Source organism: Natronocalculus amylovorans, from assembly GCF_023638035.1.
GTDB lineage: Archaea > Halobacteriota > Halobacteria > Halobacteriales > Haloferacaceae > Natronocalculus > Natronocalculus amylovorans.
Window position 1 is genome coordinate 250,296 of the sequence record NZ_JAKRVX010000001.1, and the last position, 14,839, is coordinate 265,134.

The following is a 14,839-nucleotide window of genomic DNA, read 5'->3' on the forward strand; positions in this document are numbered from 1 at the left end:
CTGACCGCAGGATGCTTGGTTGTTACTCACGACTGTGTTGTGAAAGTTCGCTCACAGTGGCAGTTGTTGTTGTTTCAATCCCATACGTCGCATCCGCAACTGATGTTGGGATCGGAACGGACGCATAGCGTGATTCAAGTGCAGCAACAAGTGCATCTCGAACACAGGCACGGGTCGCATCGCCGACCGCGGTTGCTGAGCCGGAGAATGTTTCTTTTGAGCCGTTCGGATCACATCCCACGACGATCGCATCGCTTGTGGTTCCAGTAAATCCCGTCAGCGGAAGCAGCGTGGCTGTTTTTGCCTCTGCAACGATCGCAACGAGATTTGCGAGTGCACCCGACGAGAGTGCCGTTGTGGTCCCCACAATAATATTGATTGTTCCAGGGCGAAACGTCGAGTCAGTCTGCGCGTATTCAGGTCTATCGGTATCTAACGGGAGCGTGGCTGGGTTCGAAACACCAGCTGTCACGATCGCTTCAACGGATCCATGTTGTGCCCGGCGTGCATGCCGGAGGTCAACACCGGTCAAGAGCGCAGGACCTCCAGTCGTAAACTCTGCTCCCTCCCGCCGTCGATCGATGTACGCTGACAGATTAGTCTCGCCCCACCCCTCCGGAACGGTGATATTGTACGCAGCGTCCGCCGTATGGGTCCCTCCACTAACACCGGTCGAGAGCCACCGTGTATGTGGGCGATACGCTTGGAGGACTCCCGACCGAACCGTACTCTCAAAGACATTCTCAGACATTGAGCGCCTCAAGCAGTCGATCGTTCTGCGATGGTTGTTTAATTGCGACCCGAATGTGGGAATCAAGCCCACGGAACGTTGTCGCATCACGAATTGCAACTCCGTGTTCACGTGTCTCCGCCACTATTTCCGCAACCGGTCTGTCAGTCTCCAGCAATAGAAATGGTGCAGCAGAGGGATATACGGTAAACCGCTCTGAGAGCCGATCGGTCATTCTGGTTCGCTCGGTAGCGACGCGTTCGATTGTCTCTTTCACGAACGCGGTTTGCGAGAAACAGTGTTCACCGACACGGCTTGCAGGCGTGCTCAATCCCCATGTTGGCTTCGCTGTCGACAGTCGGTCGCCGAGTGAGTCAGTTGTTGCAAGGAACCCAGCCCGGAGTCCGGGGAGGCCAAATATTTTGGTGAGCGATCGAGCCACAACGACACCATCCATCCCAACAAGTGAGCCTGCATTCGTATAATCAAGAAATGCCTCATCGACCAGCAAGGTTGTCTCTGCGTCGACACAGCGCGTTGCAAACGAGGTGAGTGCGGAGCGATCGTACAGCGTACCGGTTGGATTGTTTGGATTGCAGACAATGGCAACATCGTGGCCAGTAGGGTCGCAGCTGAGAATTGAATCATGCGAGACAAACACCGGTGTTGCACCCTGCAGCCTGACCTCTCGGGCATACTCACCAAAGCTCGGTGTTGGAACAAGGACCGAATCACCCTGTGAGAGCGTACACTCAAAGAGTAGACGCATTCCGACCAACCCACCCGCAGTTGGAATGATTGACGCCGGTGTGAGCGGGGTCGCATGTACATCTGCCTGTGTGTGCTCCCATGTGAGATATTCCGCTGCAGCAGTTCGGTACGATCGGTAGGCCGGATCCGGATACCGTTTTGCGGCCGCAAAAGCGTCCATATAGGCCGCATGCGTGCCAGGCGGTGTGTTCGGGTTTGTGTTTGCACTGAAATCTAACACGCGTGGATCTGGGTCTCCGCCGTGTGGAACCTGTCCGAGCGTGTCGATCGCGCTATGATCCATTACTCACTCTGGGTCCGTTACCCACTTCAATCCCACTAGAAGACAGAGACTGCCGCGCTGTGAAGCTTTTTGTGGTGGTGTCACATTGTGATTTCAGAGCACCATGACACGACCAGACGGGTTATCCGATCCACCCTCACTCACACCGTATTTTGACGTCCCACACACTGATGGCTACGCATCACTCTCCGACGGCTATCTCTACTACCGGAAGTTTGGAACCGGAGAGAACGTCCTCATTGGGCTTCACGGTGGCCCAGGATCAACACACGACTACCTTGCACCGGTCGTTGATCTTCTCGGGGATGACTGGACGATCTATTTATATGATCAGTTTGGCTGTGGCCGATCGAAGCGGCCGCCGGACGGAGAGTTCGATTATTACACTGTTGAAGGCTACCGCGATCGGCTAGATGCGTTTCGACAGGCGATCGGCGTTGAGACGGTGACACTCTATGGACACTCATGGGGTGGGATGTTAGCACAGGAGTACGCGCTGGCATATCCAGAGCACGTTCAGGGGCTTGTTCTGGCAAATACCTTATCGGAGACCCAACGGGCAGCAGCGTCGATGCGTGCGGCTGCATCATCTCTCTCTACGGACGATCGGGAACTGTTTGACCAGTTGGTCGAAGCACGAGCCTTTGACGACGATCGATTCAGTGCGTTTGACGAAGCGATCAGGGAGAACCATGTGCTTCGAACGGAGAGAAAGCCACTCCACTACGAAATCGGGACTACGTTCAATATGGATATTTATGGCCTCATGTGGGGACAAAGCGAGTTCGTTGTTGCTGAGACCGCCCGGCTTCGTGGGTGGGATGTGACCGACGAGATCCCTGCGATCGACTGTCCAACGCTTGTTTTGAGCGGCGAATACGATGAGATCGAGCCTTCGATTGCTGAAGAGATTGCAGCCACCATCCCCGGTGCAGAACTGTTTGTCTTTTCGGATGCGAGCCACATGCCGTTTTGGGAACAGCGCGAGAAACACCAGTCAGTTGTTTCTGGCTTTTTATCAACCGTTGTGTGAACAGTACCGTTCTGCAACCGCCCGATCGGCCGGTCGATTTACATTAACGGCCAGTTCGAGATCGGTTCGGACGATCGTCTCCTCACCATCTGATGCAACAGTATTGACACCGCTTGGTGTAACAGAGTCATCAGCACCGGCAGGTGTAAATGAGGTATCGGCACTGAGTCCAAGCGCTCGTTTCCGAGCAACGGGAACACAGACTGTGGTCGATCGCACAGGCACAATGAGAGACTGACACAGATCATCGATGAGCGAGCCAGTTAGGAGTGGCAGATCAGCGGCAACCGTTAGAACAGGCATCGATAGCCCTTCTAGGGCCGCTGAGAGATCAGCGACATACCCCTCACCCGATGTTTCGATCACCGTAAGATCCGGCTGTGATTCTAGGTACGTCGTCGTCTCAGGTGTATGCGGTGACGTGACGCAAACAACCGTCTCGATCGAACTGGCTCGGAGTGCGTTGCAAACGCGATCGACCATTGGCGTCCCACAAATCTCAACCAGCGGTTTTTCGGTCTCCGTATCGACAAGTCGTGTTCCTTTGCCACCACAAAGAACGAGTGCAGTCGTTACAGGAAGATCCATCCAAGCACCCCTGCATGGAGGCCGACAACGCGACCCAGCTCATTTGTTGCACCGATCACATCACCAGTTGCGCCACCGAGCGATCGGTTCGCCCACCACAACAGAACGAGTGCAACAAAGAGTGGTGATAAAAGGGCTGCAAAGATCGCACCGGATGCAAACGGCGGCGGATAGAGCGCAATCGGCAATGCCGCGATCAGTGCAATCCCGAACGATTTGGGACCGTTAACGGACAGCAGTTGTGAGCCAAGCCCATCGTGTGCTGCGGTTCCATAACAGATAATAAACACCATTGCGAGCTTTGCACCGACCTCTGCGGCGAGAAAGAGCCGGAAGGAAACAAGCCTTGAGCCAGTCCCACCAACACCTGTTGCACCGAGCGTTAGCGCAAGAAGCGTCACACCAAGCAACAGCGTCCCGCCAACCCCCAACTGTGAGTCACCCATCACCGCCAAGCGGTCGGTTGCAGACCCATGAACGACCGCTCCATCGCCAAGGTCCGCCAATCCATCGGCGTGTGTAATACCGGAAATAAGATAGAGTAAGACGAGATACAGCGGCACAGACGTATTCAATGGGAGCGGAAGCAGAAACACGCTCCCAGCACCGGCACCAATGAGCGTTCCAACGAGCGGAATCGTTAACGGAAGTTGTCTGAATGCGTCCCAATCGGCTTCAGTTGTTGCGATCGGAACACGAGTTAAAAAACCGATCGCACCGCGGATTGCTGAGATCATGTTCCACCAATCGCTACCCCCGCAAGCACACAGACCAGAATAAAGAGTCGACCAGCTCTGGAGACAACCTGTACACCGCGAAGTGCCTCAGAAACGGTTGGAAGCGAGGCAAGCTCATTGAGTGTGTACACACCCGGCTTTTCAAGTTTGACGTGAAGCGCACCAGCGAGCGTTGCCATCGGCCATCCGGAGTTTGGTGACGGTGGGTTTTGTGCCCATCGACGTGCAGACAGCAACGGATCAGGGCTTGGAACTGCAAGTGAAATGAAACACGCGCTGATGCGTGCTGGAATCCACATGACGAGATCGTCCAGGCGGGCACTTGGAGTCCCCACCCGTTTGCTACGGTAGCCGATCATTGAATCCATTGTATTGACTGCTTTCACCCACGATGCCGCAGCGATACCGACCGCAAGTGCAACGGCTGGTGATGTTGGAACTGCCGATGCAAAGACGGATGCATCGAGAACAGTTATGAAAAGCGCACCAATTGTAAACGCTCCCAGTGGGCCAACAAGTCCATCTGCGAGATTCTCTGCAACGCTTTCTGTCGCAGCGCTCCGAATCTGTTCGGGTGAGAGCCCCGCTGCATCACGACCGGCAAGTGCTCGCAGGTCATGCCGTGCCGTTTCGAGATCATCTTTAGTAGCGGTGATAACCGATCGGGCGGTTTCGAGGAGCATCCGCTGGCTGAACAGTGTGAATAGCAAGACGCCAGCGACAACTGGAGCTACTTGTGGCACTACTACGCCAACGAGATAGACGATACCGCCAAGCACTGCCGCAAAGCCGATCGGGATACAGACTGCAGCGAGTGTCCCGACGAGAAGCGGTCGATCATAAGTGCCGTCAACAGGCTCAATGACACGACCTAAAAACACGATGGGATGGAGCCGTGCAGGTGGCTCCGCAAACAGCGTATCAAGTGCGGTTGCAATGATGAGTGCGATCGGAATTGAGAATGATACCACCACGCTCATTCTACTGCCTCAAACCGATCGGGGAGCGTCTGTATCGACGGTACATCTGCCCCAATGTAGCGACCACCACAGGCTTCGATTCCGCCATCGGTTTGGTCGGTATCGCCAACATGCGTAAGTTCAGAGACTGTGCACTCGAGTTGTGTTGCGACCGCCTCAAACGCGCGGCAGTCGGGTTTTCGCCAGCCGCAGGCAACGCTCGTCACGATCGTATCAAACGCTGCCCGGTCAATATCCGATCGGATCAGCGTCCGGGCGACTAGTTCCGGAACTGAGCAGTTCGAGAGCAACCCAACGGGACCAATTGCACCGGCGGCTTCGATCGCGTCCTGTGCGCCAGGTGCGGTCTCAACGTCCGGGTCAAACGCATTGATAACCGCTCGTCTGATGAGACTGTCGTCCGGCTGTACGTCACCCTGTTTGAGTGCGGCCGAGACGTGCGCCGGAAGCGGAACCTCCGCACCGGATGGGGCGTCTATATGTGCAGTTCCGTACAGCGAATGCCAATCGTCGGGGACGGTAACGCCGAGCGATCGAAGTTCAGCGGCGACGGCCGCTGCTGGATCGGAGGGGTACGCAACGGCGACGAGCGTTCCGAATAGATCAAATGAAACTGCCACACATACAGGTTCGACACGAGGCGCTTGAAAACATCGGTCGATCGAGAGCGAGCAACGAGTTGCTACTGCCACGTTGACGCGATCACACGACGCCAGTTTGTCTGTGCGAGCGCCGCCAGTTCCTCAGCTGTGTAGCCTCGCTCTCGAAGCGCTGCAAAGATCGGTTTGAGACCGGTTACGTCACCTACCGTATTCGGAATCGTCGCGCCGTCAAAATCAGAGCCGATGCCCACGTGGTCAATTCCAATGTGATCGACAACGTACGAGATGTGATCACAGAAGACATCAATCGGCGTCTCCACATCATTGCGCCCATCCGGCCGGATATGTGCCACAGACAGTGTAATACCGACAATACCATCGGTCTCCGCGATCGCTGTAAGCTGTTCGTCGGTGAGATTGCGTGTTGCTGGACAGACCGAATGTGCACCCGCATGGCTGACAACCATCGGATGCGGTGTTGTGTCATACACGTCCCAAAATCCACGTTCGTTGAGATGTGCACAGTCAATAACAATCCCAAACTCGCCACATCGAGACACAAGCGAAATACCGTCTTCAGTGAGGCCGGGGCCAGTATCAGGGGAGTGGTCGTGAATAAACGGGACGCCATGTCCAAACTGATTCGGGCGGCTCCAAACAATACCGACCGATCGCAGTCCGCGATCGTACAAAGATGAGAGGTTGCGAAGGTCCGATCTAATTGCTGCTGCACCCTCAATATGAGGCACTGCACCAATGAACTCGCCTGTAAGACACGCATCTAGCTGGTCAAGAGTGGTGACCGTTTCGAACCCATCAACGGACTTGCTCCACTGGTCCAGCCGATCGAACTGGTCGGCGATTTCACGCGCAGCGATCGGCTGTGGGACCGCAGCTGGTAGCTCCCCAGCCCACAGGTCGACATCAGCTGCGCCTGCAACTGCATCATTGCCGGCATACGCAGCAAAAAATCCACCCGCAAAGCCACCAGTTTGTGCACGCGTGAGGTCGATGTGCCCGCCATCAGGGCGATCGGTAATCGATCCTGTCTCACGCGTTGCGAACAACACGTCGTTGTGTCCGTCAAAGACACGAAGTGGTTCATTCACAGGGTCACCGAATTGTGTTCGACGCAAGATCGCGTGGGAAGTAGGTTAGCCACTCGATCCCATCCTCAGTGATTGCGATCGTATCCGAGTGACGGTAGCCAGCACGCCCTGTGTAGAGTCCTGGTTCGATCGTATACACGTGTCCTGGTTTCATCAGTGTATTCTCCTCGTGTTCTTGCGCATCGTCCCATCCTCTGTCAATATATGGTGGTTCATGACCTCCAAGACCAATGTTGTGTCCAACGTGATGCTGTGCCAGTTCGGTGACGCCCTGTTCTGTAAAGTAGTCCCAGACTACTTGATCAACGTGACTGACTGGAACGTCAGGCCCAAGCGCTTCAATTGCGATCGTCTGCGCCTCCAACATAAGTTCAAAATAGTGTTCGTCCTCATCAGTGTACTCCGAAACAAACATTGTCCGCTCAAGTTCCGAATAGTAGCCATCCACATTTGCGGTTGCACCGGTTATCAGCACATCTCCGGCTTTGAGCCGCTCATTTGGCGTATGGCCATGCGGGAGCGCAGTCTCGGTACCTGAAATATATCCTGCGTGAACAGGCCCATCGCCACGAACACGGACTGCGTACCGATCGCCAAGCGTGTCTAACATCGCACGCGAACTGTCCATCGATGCCCGTTGGCTGACGGTTGCTGGATGTGCACCCACCTCGGTGTAGTCGGCGAGATACTGGTGGCCAAGATTTGCCCATCGTGCGGATTCCCGGATGAGTGCCACCTCTGCGTCGGATTTCTCCCATCGCATCCGACTCACCCAGTTCTGTGTCTCAACATCGACAAACTCGGATAACGACGGTCCGGTGTACCCCATGACACCCGGTGCACCATCGGTATCGGCCACAACTGACGAGAGATCTAGCTCCGAAAGCATGCTTGCGATCGTTTCGATCGGGTTCCCGCCAGGATAGTCGAAATAGCTGTGGACAGCATCGATTCGTGGATTTGGTTCAACCCGTTCAACTTCAAGCCGTGGAACGGTTATTTCGATCCGGTCAGGAGTCACAACCAATCCAACCGGCCGTTCGGTCTGAATATGATGAAATCCGGTTATATAACCGATACTGGTTGCACTAAACCAGATCACTGCGTCTGCCTCGGTATCTGAGAGCCGATCACGAACGCGTGCAATGCGCGTATCATACGCTTCCGCTGGAAGGCGTGTTGCCATACGTGAGCCACTCTATGCGTGTGTATAACGTTCAGGGAACCGGAAGCCAAAACAAAAATGAGCCGTTAGTTATCGACGCGAGCGAACGCGAGATTCCCGCTGATATTCTTGATATAGATGTTTACCACATCGCCTTCCTGTGCACCTGGGACGAAAATAGTGTAGTTACCTTTCTCAGCAACACCATCGCCTTTGCGGCCAGTGCCGGTGATTTTGACCTCGTAGGTTTTGCCCTCTTCGAGGTCCGGGCGATCGTGATGGCTCTGTTTGCGGCGGCGTTTCGTCACTGGGCGGAATGCACCACATGCCTCACAGCGAAGCATCTGCGTTCGGTTCTCCATGACAAGACGGGTGTCAGGAAGCCCACACTCAGAACAGGTGACGTACTCTTCGATGTACGCATCAACTGCGGCCAAGAAGTCTTGTGGCGTAAACGATCCGTTGTATCGGCCACGGCCATTCTCAAACTGACCCGCAGTTCCGAGTTCACGCTGAATGCCACTGTGGAGATGCTCTGGGTCTCGCGAAAGTGCATCCGCAATTGTAGAGAGATTTGTCAGTCGTGTAAACGCACCATCTTTCTGTGCCTGTGGGTCGGGAACAGAAAGCCGCTCGTCCGATCCGCCAAGGTCCGGGAGATTCTCGATCGCTCGATCGAGGCCTGCTTCGTAGTCCATGTCTATTGGGATGTGAGCGTGACGTATAGATTCTTGCATCTTTGCGTATGGGCGCGAGACGCCCGTAGAACAATCACGACCTGAAATAGCTACCAGCGATGGTGGACATGGCTACGAATATGCTCGTCATACACATTCGACGCAGCTGTATGTTCCGTATCGGTGAGCGATCGCAGGGTCGATACGTTTGCATTCGATCGGATGTGGTCCGAATTTGTTGATCCAGGTATGACTGTACTGACAGCGTCGTGATCCAGAATCCAACGGAGTGTAAACGTAGCAAGCGACCACTCGGCTGGTACGCCCTCTTCAAGTTGGGCCGCTGCCTCAACGCCTGTTTCGAACGGCACGCCAGCAAACGTCTCCCCGACATCGAACGCATCTCCATCTCGGTTGTAGTTTCGGTGGTCGTCCGCAGGAAACGTGCTATCTTTCGAAAGTGCGCCTGTCAAGAGTCCAGATGCAAGCGGGACGCGGACAATAATCCCCACATCGTTTGCTGCTGCCCGATCGAACAACAGCTCGTTTGGTCGCTGTCTGAACGGATTAAAAATAATCTGGATTGACTCCACACCATCATACTCGATCGCTTTCAGCCCTTCTTCAACGCGCTCAACACTCACACCGTAATTGTTGATCAATCCATCCGCAGTGAACGTCTCTAGAGCATCAAAGACTGTTGGATCGTAATATACATCGGTCGGTGGACAGTGCAGTTGGAGGAGGTCGAGGGTCTCAACGTCGAGGTTTTTTCGACTCCGGTTAATAAACGATCGGAGATTTCCCTCAGTGTACTCGGCTGCGGTATGTGGGGAGAGTCTGCGCCCTGCTTTTGTTGCAACAATCACATCGTCATACGCGTCGCGCTTAGTCAGCACCTCCGCAATCCGCTTTTCGCTCCGACCATCCCCATACACATCAGCGGTGTCGAGAAAGGTGATACCGCTATCAAGTGCGGCTTCGATCGCCTTACGGCCCGCGTCATCGCTAACAGGTCCCCAATCGGAACCGATGTTCCACGTCCCGAGGCCGACTTCCGATACGCTACCAACTGCGCCAAGCGATCGTGTCTCCATATGTGCCCTTGCAGATACAAATGAAAGAATCCATGGTATGAACCACACTAGACCAGTCCACGTTTCCATGTTTGTTGTTTTTTCCCGATTTGAACCGTATGAGACGTTCCTGCTCGGCGACAGCCTGTGTGGGATGCGACTCACTGGTCGCCACCCCCTTGCTCGCGGCGGCGAGAGACAAGCAAATATCTCTCCATGTATTTGTGATCACACGAAAGTCCACTCTCCCCGAATTGAAGCGTGCAAGACTCACTCTGATCGTCTTGCGGCCTCCCGTTCGCTTCGCTCACGGGAGCGGGGGACAAACCGATCGCTCTTTATTTAAATGGATCAAGCAAAAGTCCGCTCTCCCCGAATTGAACGGGGGACAAGCCGATCTACAGTCGGCTGCTCTACCAGGCTGAGCTAAGAGCGGTCACCCGATTCTACCCGGGTGAGTAAATTAAGGGTTGCTATTTGAGCAGATCGTGTCTGCCATGCGTCAGACATACAGATACATTCATTATGTATGAGTGAAATATCGCGTGTATGAGCAAGATCACGTTCCGTGCCGACGACAATCTGGTCGATCGGCTCGACAGCCTTGAGGCCTCTAAAAGCGAGGTGATGCGCGAGGCGCTTCGATCATACCTTGAGACGATCGAATACGAACGTGACACGCTATCAGACAGCCCATCAACACAGTCACCACATATCGAAGGCGATGACGAATCACTTGATGGATTCCTCTCAAAACGAATCGACGAACTGATTTCTGAGCGGCTTGCCAAAACGCATCACCGCACGCTTAACGATCGCGGTGTCTCTGACTCACAGCCGATCACGGTGAATGTGAGACTCGAAGGCCCAACCGGCTCACAAGAAAGCATCTCACAACACTCATCGATCGAACAGAGCGAAACAGTATCAGAAACCCGACGTAAGACACAGCCGCGTAAGACAGATACACAAACCGCATGTACTCAGTGTGGCGAGTCTGTAATGGATGACCACGTGTACTGCCCAAACTGTGGTGAGAAGGCCTCTAACCGGCTTTTCTGTGAATGTGGTGACGAAGTTCGATCCGATTGGGCGTTCTGTCCTGGATGTGGAAGACGGACTCCAACTGCAGACGTCCTCGACAAGAGATCGAGGTAGAGGCGGTATAAGTAGATCTGAAGTGTTATTTTTGGTGTGTCTTACACACCGGCGGTAATTTTATATACTCTCGCCAAGACATTACTTTTGCGTAAGACAATTGTCTTACACCGCGATCCGCCCACAGGGTCCCTACTCCTGTATGTTGGAAGACGGTGTATGACAGAAATCGGTTTTGCCGTCTGTCTTACCGGGGGAATACACAACTATGGAGCGTGTGACACTACGAATTCCGAAACAGCAGATTGAGGAGGTCGAACAAATGGTCGAAACCGGCCAGTTCCCGAACCGGAGCGAAGCGATCCGGTCGGCAGTTCGAGAGATGCTTAACGAACAAGACGAGACGGAACCTCACCGTCGTAGTACTGAACGAAGCTGGGCTAAGGTGTAAACTATGCAGGATATTGTCCAAGAAGCCCTAGAAAACGCCGAAGCCGAACAGCGTGAAATGGATGCATCAAGCAGTGCAGATGACTTTGGCGATCCTCGGATTGTCATAGTCGGCTGTGGTGGTGCAGGAAATAACACGATCAACCGCCTCTACAATATTGGTGTCGATGGTGCGGAAACGGTCGCAATCAACACTGATAAACAACACCTCGAGATGATTGAGGCGGATACGAAGATCCTTGTCGGGAAATCATTGACGAGCGGTCTTGGTGCAGGCGGTGACCCAAGTATGGGTGAGCGTGCAACCGAGATGGCACAAGGAACCATTAAAGAGGTTCTTGGTAACGCAGACCTTGTGTTCGTCACCGCAGGAATGGGTGGCGGAACTGGAACCGGTGCCGCACCTGTTGTTTCAAAGATTGCCAAGGAGCAAGGTGCGATCGTCGTCGGAATGGTCTCTACCCCATTCAACGTCGAGCGTGCACGAACAGTGAAAGCCGAAGAAGGCCTCGAACAGCTGCGAAATGCAGCAGACTCGATCATTGTCCTTGACAATAACCGGCTGCTTGACTACGTGCCGAACCTACCGATCGGTAAAGCCTTCTCTGTGATGGATCAGATCATCGCAGAGACGGTCAAAGGAATCTCCGAGACAATCACCCAACCATCGCTCATCAATTTGGACTACGCAGATATGTCCACGATTATGAACCAAGGTGGTGTTGCGGTGATGCTCGTTGGCGAAACCCAAGATAAAAACAAGACACAAGAGGTCGTCAACGATGCAATGAACCACCCACTGCTGGATGTTGACTACCGTGGTGCATCAGGTGGACTTGTCCACATCACTGGTGGACCTGACCTCACACTCAAAGAGGCAGAAGGAATCGCTCACAACATCACGGAGCGACTTGAAGCAAGTGCAAACGTGATTTGGGGTGCCCGAATCCAGGATGAGTACAAAGGAAAAGTCCGTGTGATGGCGATCATGACCGGTGTCCAGAGTGCACAGGTGCTTGGCCCAACGACGCAGAAACAGGCTGACAAATCCCGTGCAAGCATCAATGGTGGCTCCGAGTTCGAATACGAAGGCAGTCAGAACCGAAGCCGAAACCAAAGGCAGTCAGAAACGACTCCAAACACAAACTCATGGCAGTCCGACGGCGGACGAGACGAGCTCGAAAAGAACAACGGGCTTGACGTAATCCGTTAAGCGGGATACTGCTTATTCGCAATTTTTCACTGGTATTTCGATCGTCAGCCTGTCTTAGACAGCGTGTATTGCATCGACAAGCTTACATTTTCGGCAGCGGGTGCCACTCGTTTTTGAGCCGCATTCTTCGCACTCGTTGAGTGTGACTTCACCAGCGCCTCGATACTGATCTGCCGCGAGTTTTGACAGCTCTTCATACCCTGCGAGAATCGAGTGTCGCGTACCAGGGTGGTTTTCTTCAAGTTTCCAGAGTAGCTTTTGGATCTCACCGCGGTATGCTTCGCTCGCGTGTGGACATTCGGTAATATGTGCGGGTAGATCTCGAAGGTGTGCATACAATGCAACCTCTTTTTCAGGGATGTCACGGAGCGGCTTCGCACGCGGAATGAACTCGGACTGTTCGTTCCGATCGTCAAAGCTTCCTAAGCTTGCATCGAAGTGTTTTGCAACCTGCTTGACGTCACCCTCAAGGAAGTTCATCATTGCAGTTTGCGCTTCGTCATCGAGGTTGTGCCCCGTGAGCAGTTTACTTGCACCAAACTCGTCCGCATATCGCTCAAGCAGATCGCGTCGGAAGACACCACAGTATGCACACGGAGCCATATTCATCGGGTCACTCTCTGCGACATCGTCCATTTTGACACCAATCTCGTCTTCGTATGTCACAAGTTCGTGTCGTATATCGAGCGATTCTGAAAGCTCAACACAGGCGTCAACAGATTTGTCTCGGTATCCCTCGATGCCCTCATGGATTGTCAGCGCAAGCATCTCAATCCGTGGATCGTTTCCAAACGTCTCATCCAAGATTTGTGTGAGTACAACGCTGTCTTTGCCGCCTGAAAGCCCAATGACCCATCGTTCTGGATCCTCCGGTGTTGCATCGCGAGGGATTAACGAATCCTCTCTGATTCGCCTTCGGACCCGTTTTTCGATCGATCGACAAAAGTGGGTTTCACAAAGATGTGCACCCGAGTATGCCGCATTCATCACGGCATCACGACCACATTTATCGCATTCCATTACCGTTCGATTACGGGTGCGACGGGATACCGGTTTCGGCTCCCCCTACTACTGTTCAGGGACCAACTGTGCAATGAGTGCAATGGTCACCGCAAACACCGCAAGCAACATGAATCCTTGATCAAAATAGCCACGATCAGCGATCGCCCCAAATACAACTGGGCTTGCAGAGCCGACAGTAAACGAAATCGTTCGAAGCAGTCCAAAACCAGTCCCCTGTGCGGTATCGGACAGCGAGCTAATCAGGTATGACTGTGACACGGTTGCAAAGCCAAGCAGACTACTGCAGAAGATTGTAATAACAACGAGTGGCGCAACATGATCAACAAAAGGCAGCAGTGCAAGCCCGACCGCAGCAAGTAACATAATCACTGCGAGCGTTTTCTGAATACCGAACCGATCGTATGCCCCACCTGAAAGCGGCTGGACAAGCACACCTAATAAAAAGAAGATACCAAAGAGTGTCCCCGCGAGCGTCTCGGAGAATCCTTTAATTTCGATAAGATACGTGGGGTAAAAGCCTGTAAACGCCTGCCACAGACAGACACCTAACAGAAGTGCAACTGTTCCACGAACAACTGCTTTTGTCCGCAGTTCACCAGATAAGATCTGGATATCTTTTTTCGACAACGAACCTGATGAGGACGTTTCTGCAGACGATCGGGGAGGAACCATCAACCAGATCGCGATCGCAATGCACAGAAATAGCGGAATTGCAAACGCAAGGCCGAACTGCCAAGCAACGACCGCAGCAATCAGTCCACCAAGCGGTGGTAACAGCGACTGTCCAGCGTCAGCGGCTGCAGATGCAACACCGTTTGCAGCACCGATTTGGTCGGGATATATTGATGCAAGGAGTGTATAGCGCGCGACAGCATACAATGCAAGCCCAAAGCCAAACAGTGCAGTCGCAAGGAACAAAACGGGTGTCGAGGACGCTGTGACGACAAGTGCAAGCGTCGCCGCAGAGACCAACGTACTGAGTGTGAGAATAAGCCGCTCACCAAATCGGTCCGCGAGCATCCCGCCAGGGAGCTGTCCAAGCCCATATAACAGAAAGAGGACGGTCAGTAAGAGCCCGGCAGTTGTTAGGTCGAGGCCATATGCCGATCGGATATGCGGAAGTAATACCGGGTAGATCATCCGTGCACCCATCGAAAGGAACCATCCAGCAGCAACAGCGACCAAAATGCCGCCACGGCCATCGCTCAGCAGCTCTCGAAATCCGTTGGAAAGCGTTGACAGATACTGCACGTGTATAACCTATACTACCCAGTCGTTGCGATGCAAGTACAATCAACGTTCGC

Annotated in this window: 17 protein-coding genes and 1 tRNA gene; 5 read left to right on the forward strand and 13 right to left on the reverse strand. The window is 53.7% G+C overall.

Annotated features, from left to right (window positions below; translation table 11 throughout):
- Positions 1–22: 22 nt before the first annotated feature.
- Both AArcSt2_RS01315 and AArcSt2_RS01320 read right to left on the reverse strand, forming a co-directional pair.
- A complete protein-coding gene (locus AArcSt2_RS01315; protein ID WP_250582399.1) occupies positions 23–751 on the reverse strand; it encodes an adenosylcobinamide amidohydrolase in 729 nt (242 codons plus the stop codon).
- Positions 744–1,784 (reverse strand): threonine-phosphate decarboxylase, encoded by a 1,041-nt coding sequence (locus tag AArcSt2_RS01320; protein ID WP_250582401.1) that lies wholly within the window; start codon positions 1,782–1,784, stop codon positions 744–746. The genes AArcSt2_RS01315 and AArcSt2_RS01320 overlap by 8 nt, the downstream gene beginning before the upstream one ends.
- A gap of 103 nt (positions 1,785–1,887) precedes the next feature.
- Here AArcSt2_RS01320 and AArcSt2_RS01325 point away from each other — a divergent pair, with 103 nt between their 5' ends.
- Complete coding sequence (locus AArcSt2_RS01325; protein ID WP_250582403.1) at positions 1,888–2,817, forward strand: proline iminopeptidase-family hydrolase; 930 nt, start codon at positions 1,888–1,890, stop codon at positions 2,815–2,817.
- Here the strand turns inward: AArcSt2_RS01325 and AArcSt2_RS01330 are convergent.
- From AArcSt2_RS01330 to AArcSt2_RS01365, 8 genes are all read right to left on the reverse strand, one after another.
- A complete protein-coding gene (locus tag AArcSt2_RS01330; RefSeq protein WP_250582405.1) occupies positions 2,803–3,405 on the reverse strand; it encodes an NTP transferase domain-containing protein in 603 nt (200 codons plus the stop codon). The genes AArcSt2_RS01325 and AArcSt2_RS01330 overlap by 15 nt on opposite strands.
- Positions 3,390–4,142, reverse strand: coding sequence for an adenosylcobinamide-GDP ribazoletransferase (gene cobS, locus AArcSt2_RS01335; protein ID WP_250582407.1), 753 nt, complete (start codon positions 4,140–4,142; stop codon positions 3,390–3,392). Before cobS ends, AArcSt2_RS01330 begins: the two co-directional genes overlap by 16 nt.
- Positions 4,139–5,122: an adenosylcobinamide-phosphate synthase CbiB gene (gene cbiB / locus AArcSt2_RS01340; protein ID WP_250582409.1), complete on the reverse strand. Its 984-nt coding sequence runs from the start codon at positions 5,120–5,122 to the stop codon at positions 4,139–4,141. The genes cobS and cbiB overlap by 4 nt, the downstream gene beginning before the upstream one ends.
- Positions 5,119–5,742, reverse strand: coding sequence for an HAD family hydrolase (locus AArcSt2_RS01345; RefSeq protein ID WP_250582411.1), 624 nt, complete (start codon positions 5,740–5,742; stop codon positions 5,119–5,121). Before AArcSt2_RS01345 ends, cbiB begins: the two co-directional genes overlap by 4 nt.
- 62 nt (positions 5,743–5,804) lie before the next feature.
- Positions 5,805–6,833, reverse strand: a complete 1,029-nt coding sequence (locus AArcSt2_RS01350) for a dipeptidase (protein ID WP_250582413.1) — start codon at positions 6,831–6,833, stop codon at positions 5,805–5,807.
- A 4-nt stretch (positions 6,834–6,837) separates the two neighbouring features.
- Positions 6,838–8,019 (reverse strand): M24 family metallopeptidase, encoded by a 1,182-nt coding sequence (locus AArcSt2_RS01355; protein WP_250582415.1) that lies wholly within the window; start codon positions 8,017–8,019, stop codon positions 6,838–6,840.
- A 65-nt stretch (positions 8,020–8,084) separates the two neighbouring features.
- Entirely contained in the window at positions 8,085–8,696 is a 612-nt protein-coding gene (locus AArcSt2_RS01360; protein ID WP_174652877.1) for a translation initiation factor IF-2 subunit beta, read from the reverse strand.
- An 89-nt stretch (positions 8,697–8,785) separates the two neighbouring features.
- Positions 8,786–9,772, reverse strand: a complete 987-nt coding sequence (locus tag AArcSt2_RS01365; RefSeq protein WP_250582417.1) for an aldo/keto reductase — start codon at positions 9,770–9,772, stop codon at positions 8,786–8,788.
- Between the two features lie 67 nt (positions 9,773–9,839).
- On the opposite strand from AArcSt2_RS01365, the gene AArcSt2_RS01370 reads away from it, so the two are divergent.
- The gene (locus AArcSt2_RS01370; protein WP_250582419.1) at positions 9,840–10,097 is read left to right on the forward strand and encodes a hypothetical protein; all 258 of its coding nucleotides are present in this window, start codon (positions 9,840–9,842) and stop codon (positions 10,095–10,097) included.
- A 16-nt stretch (positions 10,098–10,113) separates the two neighbouring features.
- Here the strand turns inward: AArcSt2_RS01370 and AArcSt2_RS01375 are convergent.
- A tRNA-Tyr gene (locus AArcSt2_RS01375) sits at positions 10,114–10,187 on the reverse strand.
- 113 nt (positions 10,188–10,300) lie between these two features.
- On the opposite strand from AArcSt2_RS01375, the gene AArcSt2_RS01380 reads away from it, so the two are divergent.
- The 3 genes from AArcSt2_RS01380 (at position 10,301) to ftsZ (ending at position 12,512) form a co-directional block, all read left to right on the forward strand.
- Positions 10,301–10,909, forward strand: a complete 609-nt coding sequence (locus AArcSt2_RS01380; RefSeq protein WP_250582422.1) for a double zinc ribbon domain-containing protein — start codon at positions 10,301–10,303, stop codon at positions 10,907–10,909.
- Positions 10,910–11,117: 208 nt separating this feature from the next.
- Complete coding sequence (locus AArcSt2_RS01385; RefSeq protein ID WP_174652874.1) at positions 11,118–11,300, forward strand: ribbon-helix-helix domain-containing protein; 183 nt, start codon at positions 11,118–11,120, stop codon at positions 11,298–11,300.
- A gap of 3 nt (positions 11,301–11,303) precedes the next feature.
- Complete coding sequence (gene ftsZ / locus AArcSt2_RS01390; RefSeq protein WP_174652873.1) at positions 11,304–12,512, forward strand: cell division protein FtsZ; 1,209 nt, start codon at positions 11,304–11,306, stop codon at positions 12,510–12,512.
- Between the two features lie 54 nt (positions 12,513–12,566).
- On the opposite strand, the gene ncsA is transcribed toward ftsZ, so the two are convergent.
- Both ncsA and AArcSt2_RS01400 read right to left on the reverse strand, forming a co-directional pair.
- The gene (ncsA, locus tag AArcSt2_RS01395; protein WP_250582424.1) at positions 12,567–13,532 is read right to left on the reverse strand and encodes a tRNA 2-thiolation protein NcsA; all 966 of its coding nucleotides are present in this window, start codon (positions 13,530–13,532) and stop codon (positions 12,567–12,569) included.
- 48 nt (positions 13,533–13,580) lie between these two features.
- Positions 13,581–14,786 carry an MFS transporter gene (locus AArcSt2_RS01400; protein WP_250582426.1) on the reverse strand — a complete coding sequence of 402 codons (1,206 nt, stop codon included), beginning with the start codon at positions 14,784–14,786 and terminating at the stop codon, positions 13,581–13,583.
- Positions 14,787–14,839: the final 53 nt, after the last annotated feature.

Excerpts from the sequence above, each read along its gene's own strand:
- AArcSt2_RS01320 (WP_250582401.1), bottom strand. The coding sequence starts at position 1,784 with ATGGATCATAGCGCGATCGACACGCTCGGACAGGTTCCACACGGCGGA.
- ncsA (WP_250582424.1), bottom strand. The coding sequence starts at position 13,532 with ATGGAATGCGATAAATGTGGTCGTGATGCCGTGATGAATGCGGCATAC.
- AArcSt2_RS01370 (WP_250582419.1), top strand. The coding sequence starts at position 9,840 with ATGTTTGTTGTTTTTTCCCGATTTGAACCGTATGAGACGTTCCTGCTC.
- AArcSt2_RS01315 (WP_250582399.1), bottom strand. The coding sequence starts at position 751 with ATGTCTGAGAATGTCTTTGAGAGTACGGTTCGGTCGGGAGTCCTCCAA.
- AArcSt2_RS01360 (WP_174652877.1), bottom strand. The coding sequence starts at position 8,696 with ATGGACTACGAAGCAGGCCTCGATCGAGCGATCGAGAATCTCCCGGAC.
- cobS (WP_250582407.1), bottom strand. The coding sequence starts at position 4,142 with ATGATCTCAGCAATCCGCGGTGCGATCGGTTTTTTAACTCGTGTTCCG.
- cbiB (WP_250582409.1), bottom strand. The coding sequence starts at position 5,122 with ATGAGCGTGGTGGTATCATTCTCAATTCCGATCGCACTCATCATTGCA.
- AArcSt2_RS01330 (WP_250582405.1), bottom strand. The coding sequence starts at position 3,405 with ATGGATCTTCCTGTAACGACTGCACTCGTTCTTTGTGGTGGCAAAGGA.
- ftsZ (WP_174652873.1), top strand. The coding sequence starts at position 11,304 with ATGCAGGATATTGTCCAAGAAGCCCTAGAAAACGCCGAAGCCGAACAG.
- AArcSt2_RS01385 (WP_174652874.1), top strand. The coding sequence starts at position 11,118 with ATGGAGCGTGTGACACTACGAATTCCGAAACAGCAGATTGAGGAGGTC.
- AArcSt2_RS01355 (WP_250582415.1), bottom strand. The coding sequence starts at position 8,019 with ATGGCAACACGCCTTCCAGCGGAAGCGTATGATACGCGCATTGCACGC.
- AArcSt2_RS01325 (WP_250582403.1), top strand. The coding sequence starts at position 1,888 with ATGACACGACCAGACGGGTTATCCGATCCACCCTCACTCACACCGTAT.
- AArcSt2_RS01365 (WP_250582417.1), bottom strand. The coding sequence starts at position 9,772 with ATGGAGACACGATCGCTTGGCGCAGTTGGTAGCGTATCGGAAGTCGGC.
- AArcSt2_RS01380 (WP_250582422.1), top strand. The coding sequence starts at position 10,301 with ATGAGCAAGATCACGTTCCGTGCCGACGACAATCTGGTCGATCGGCTC.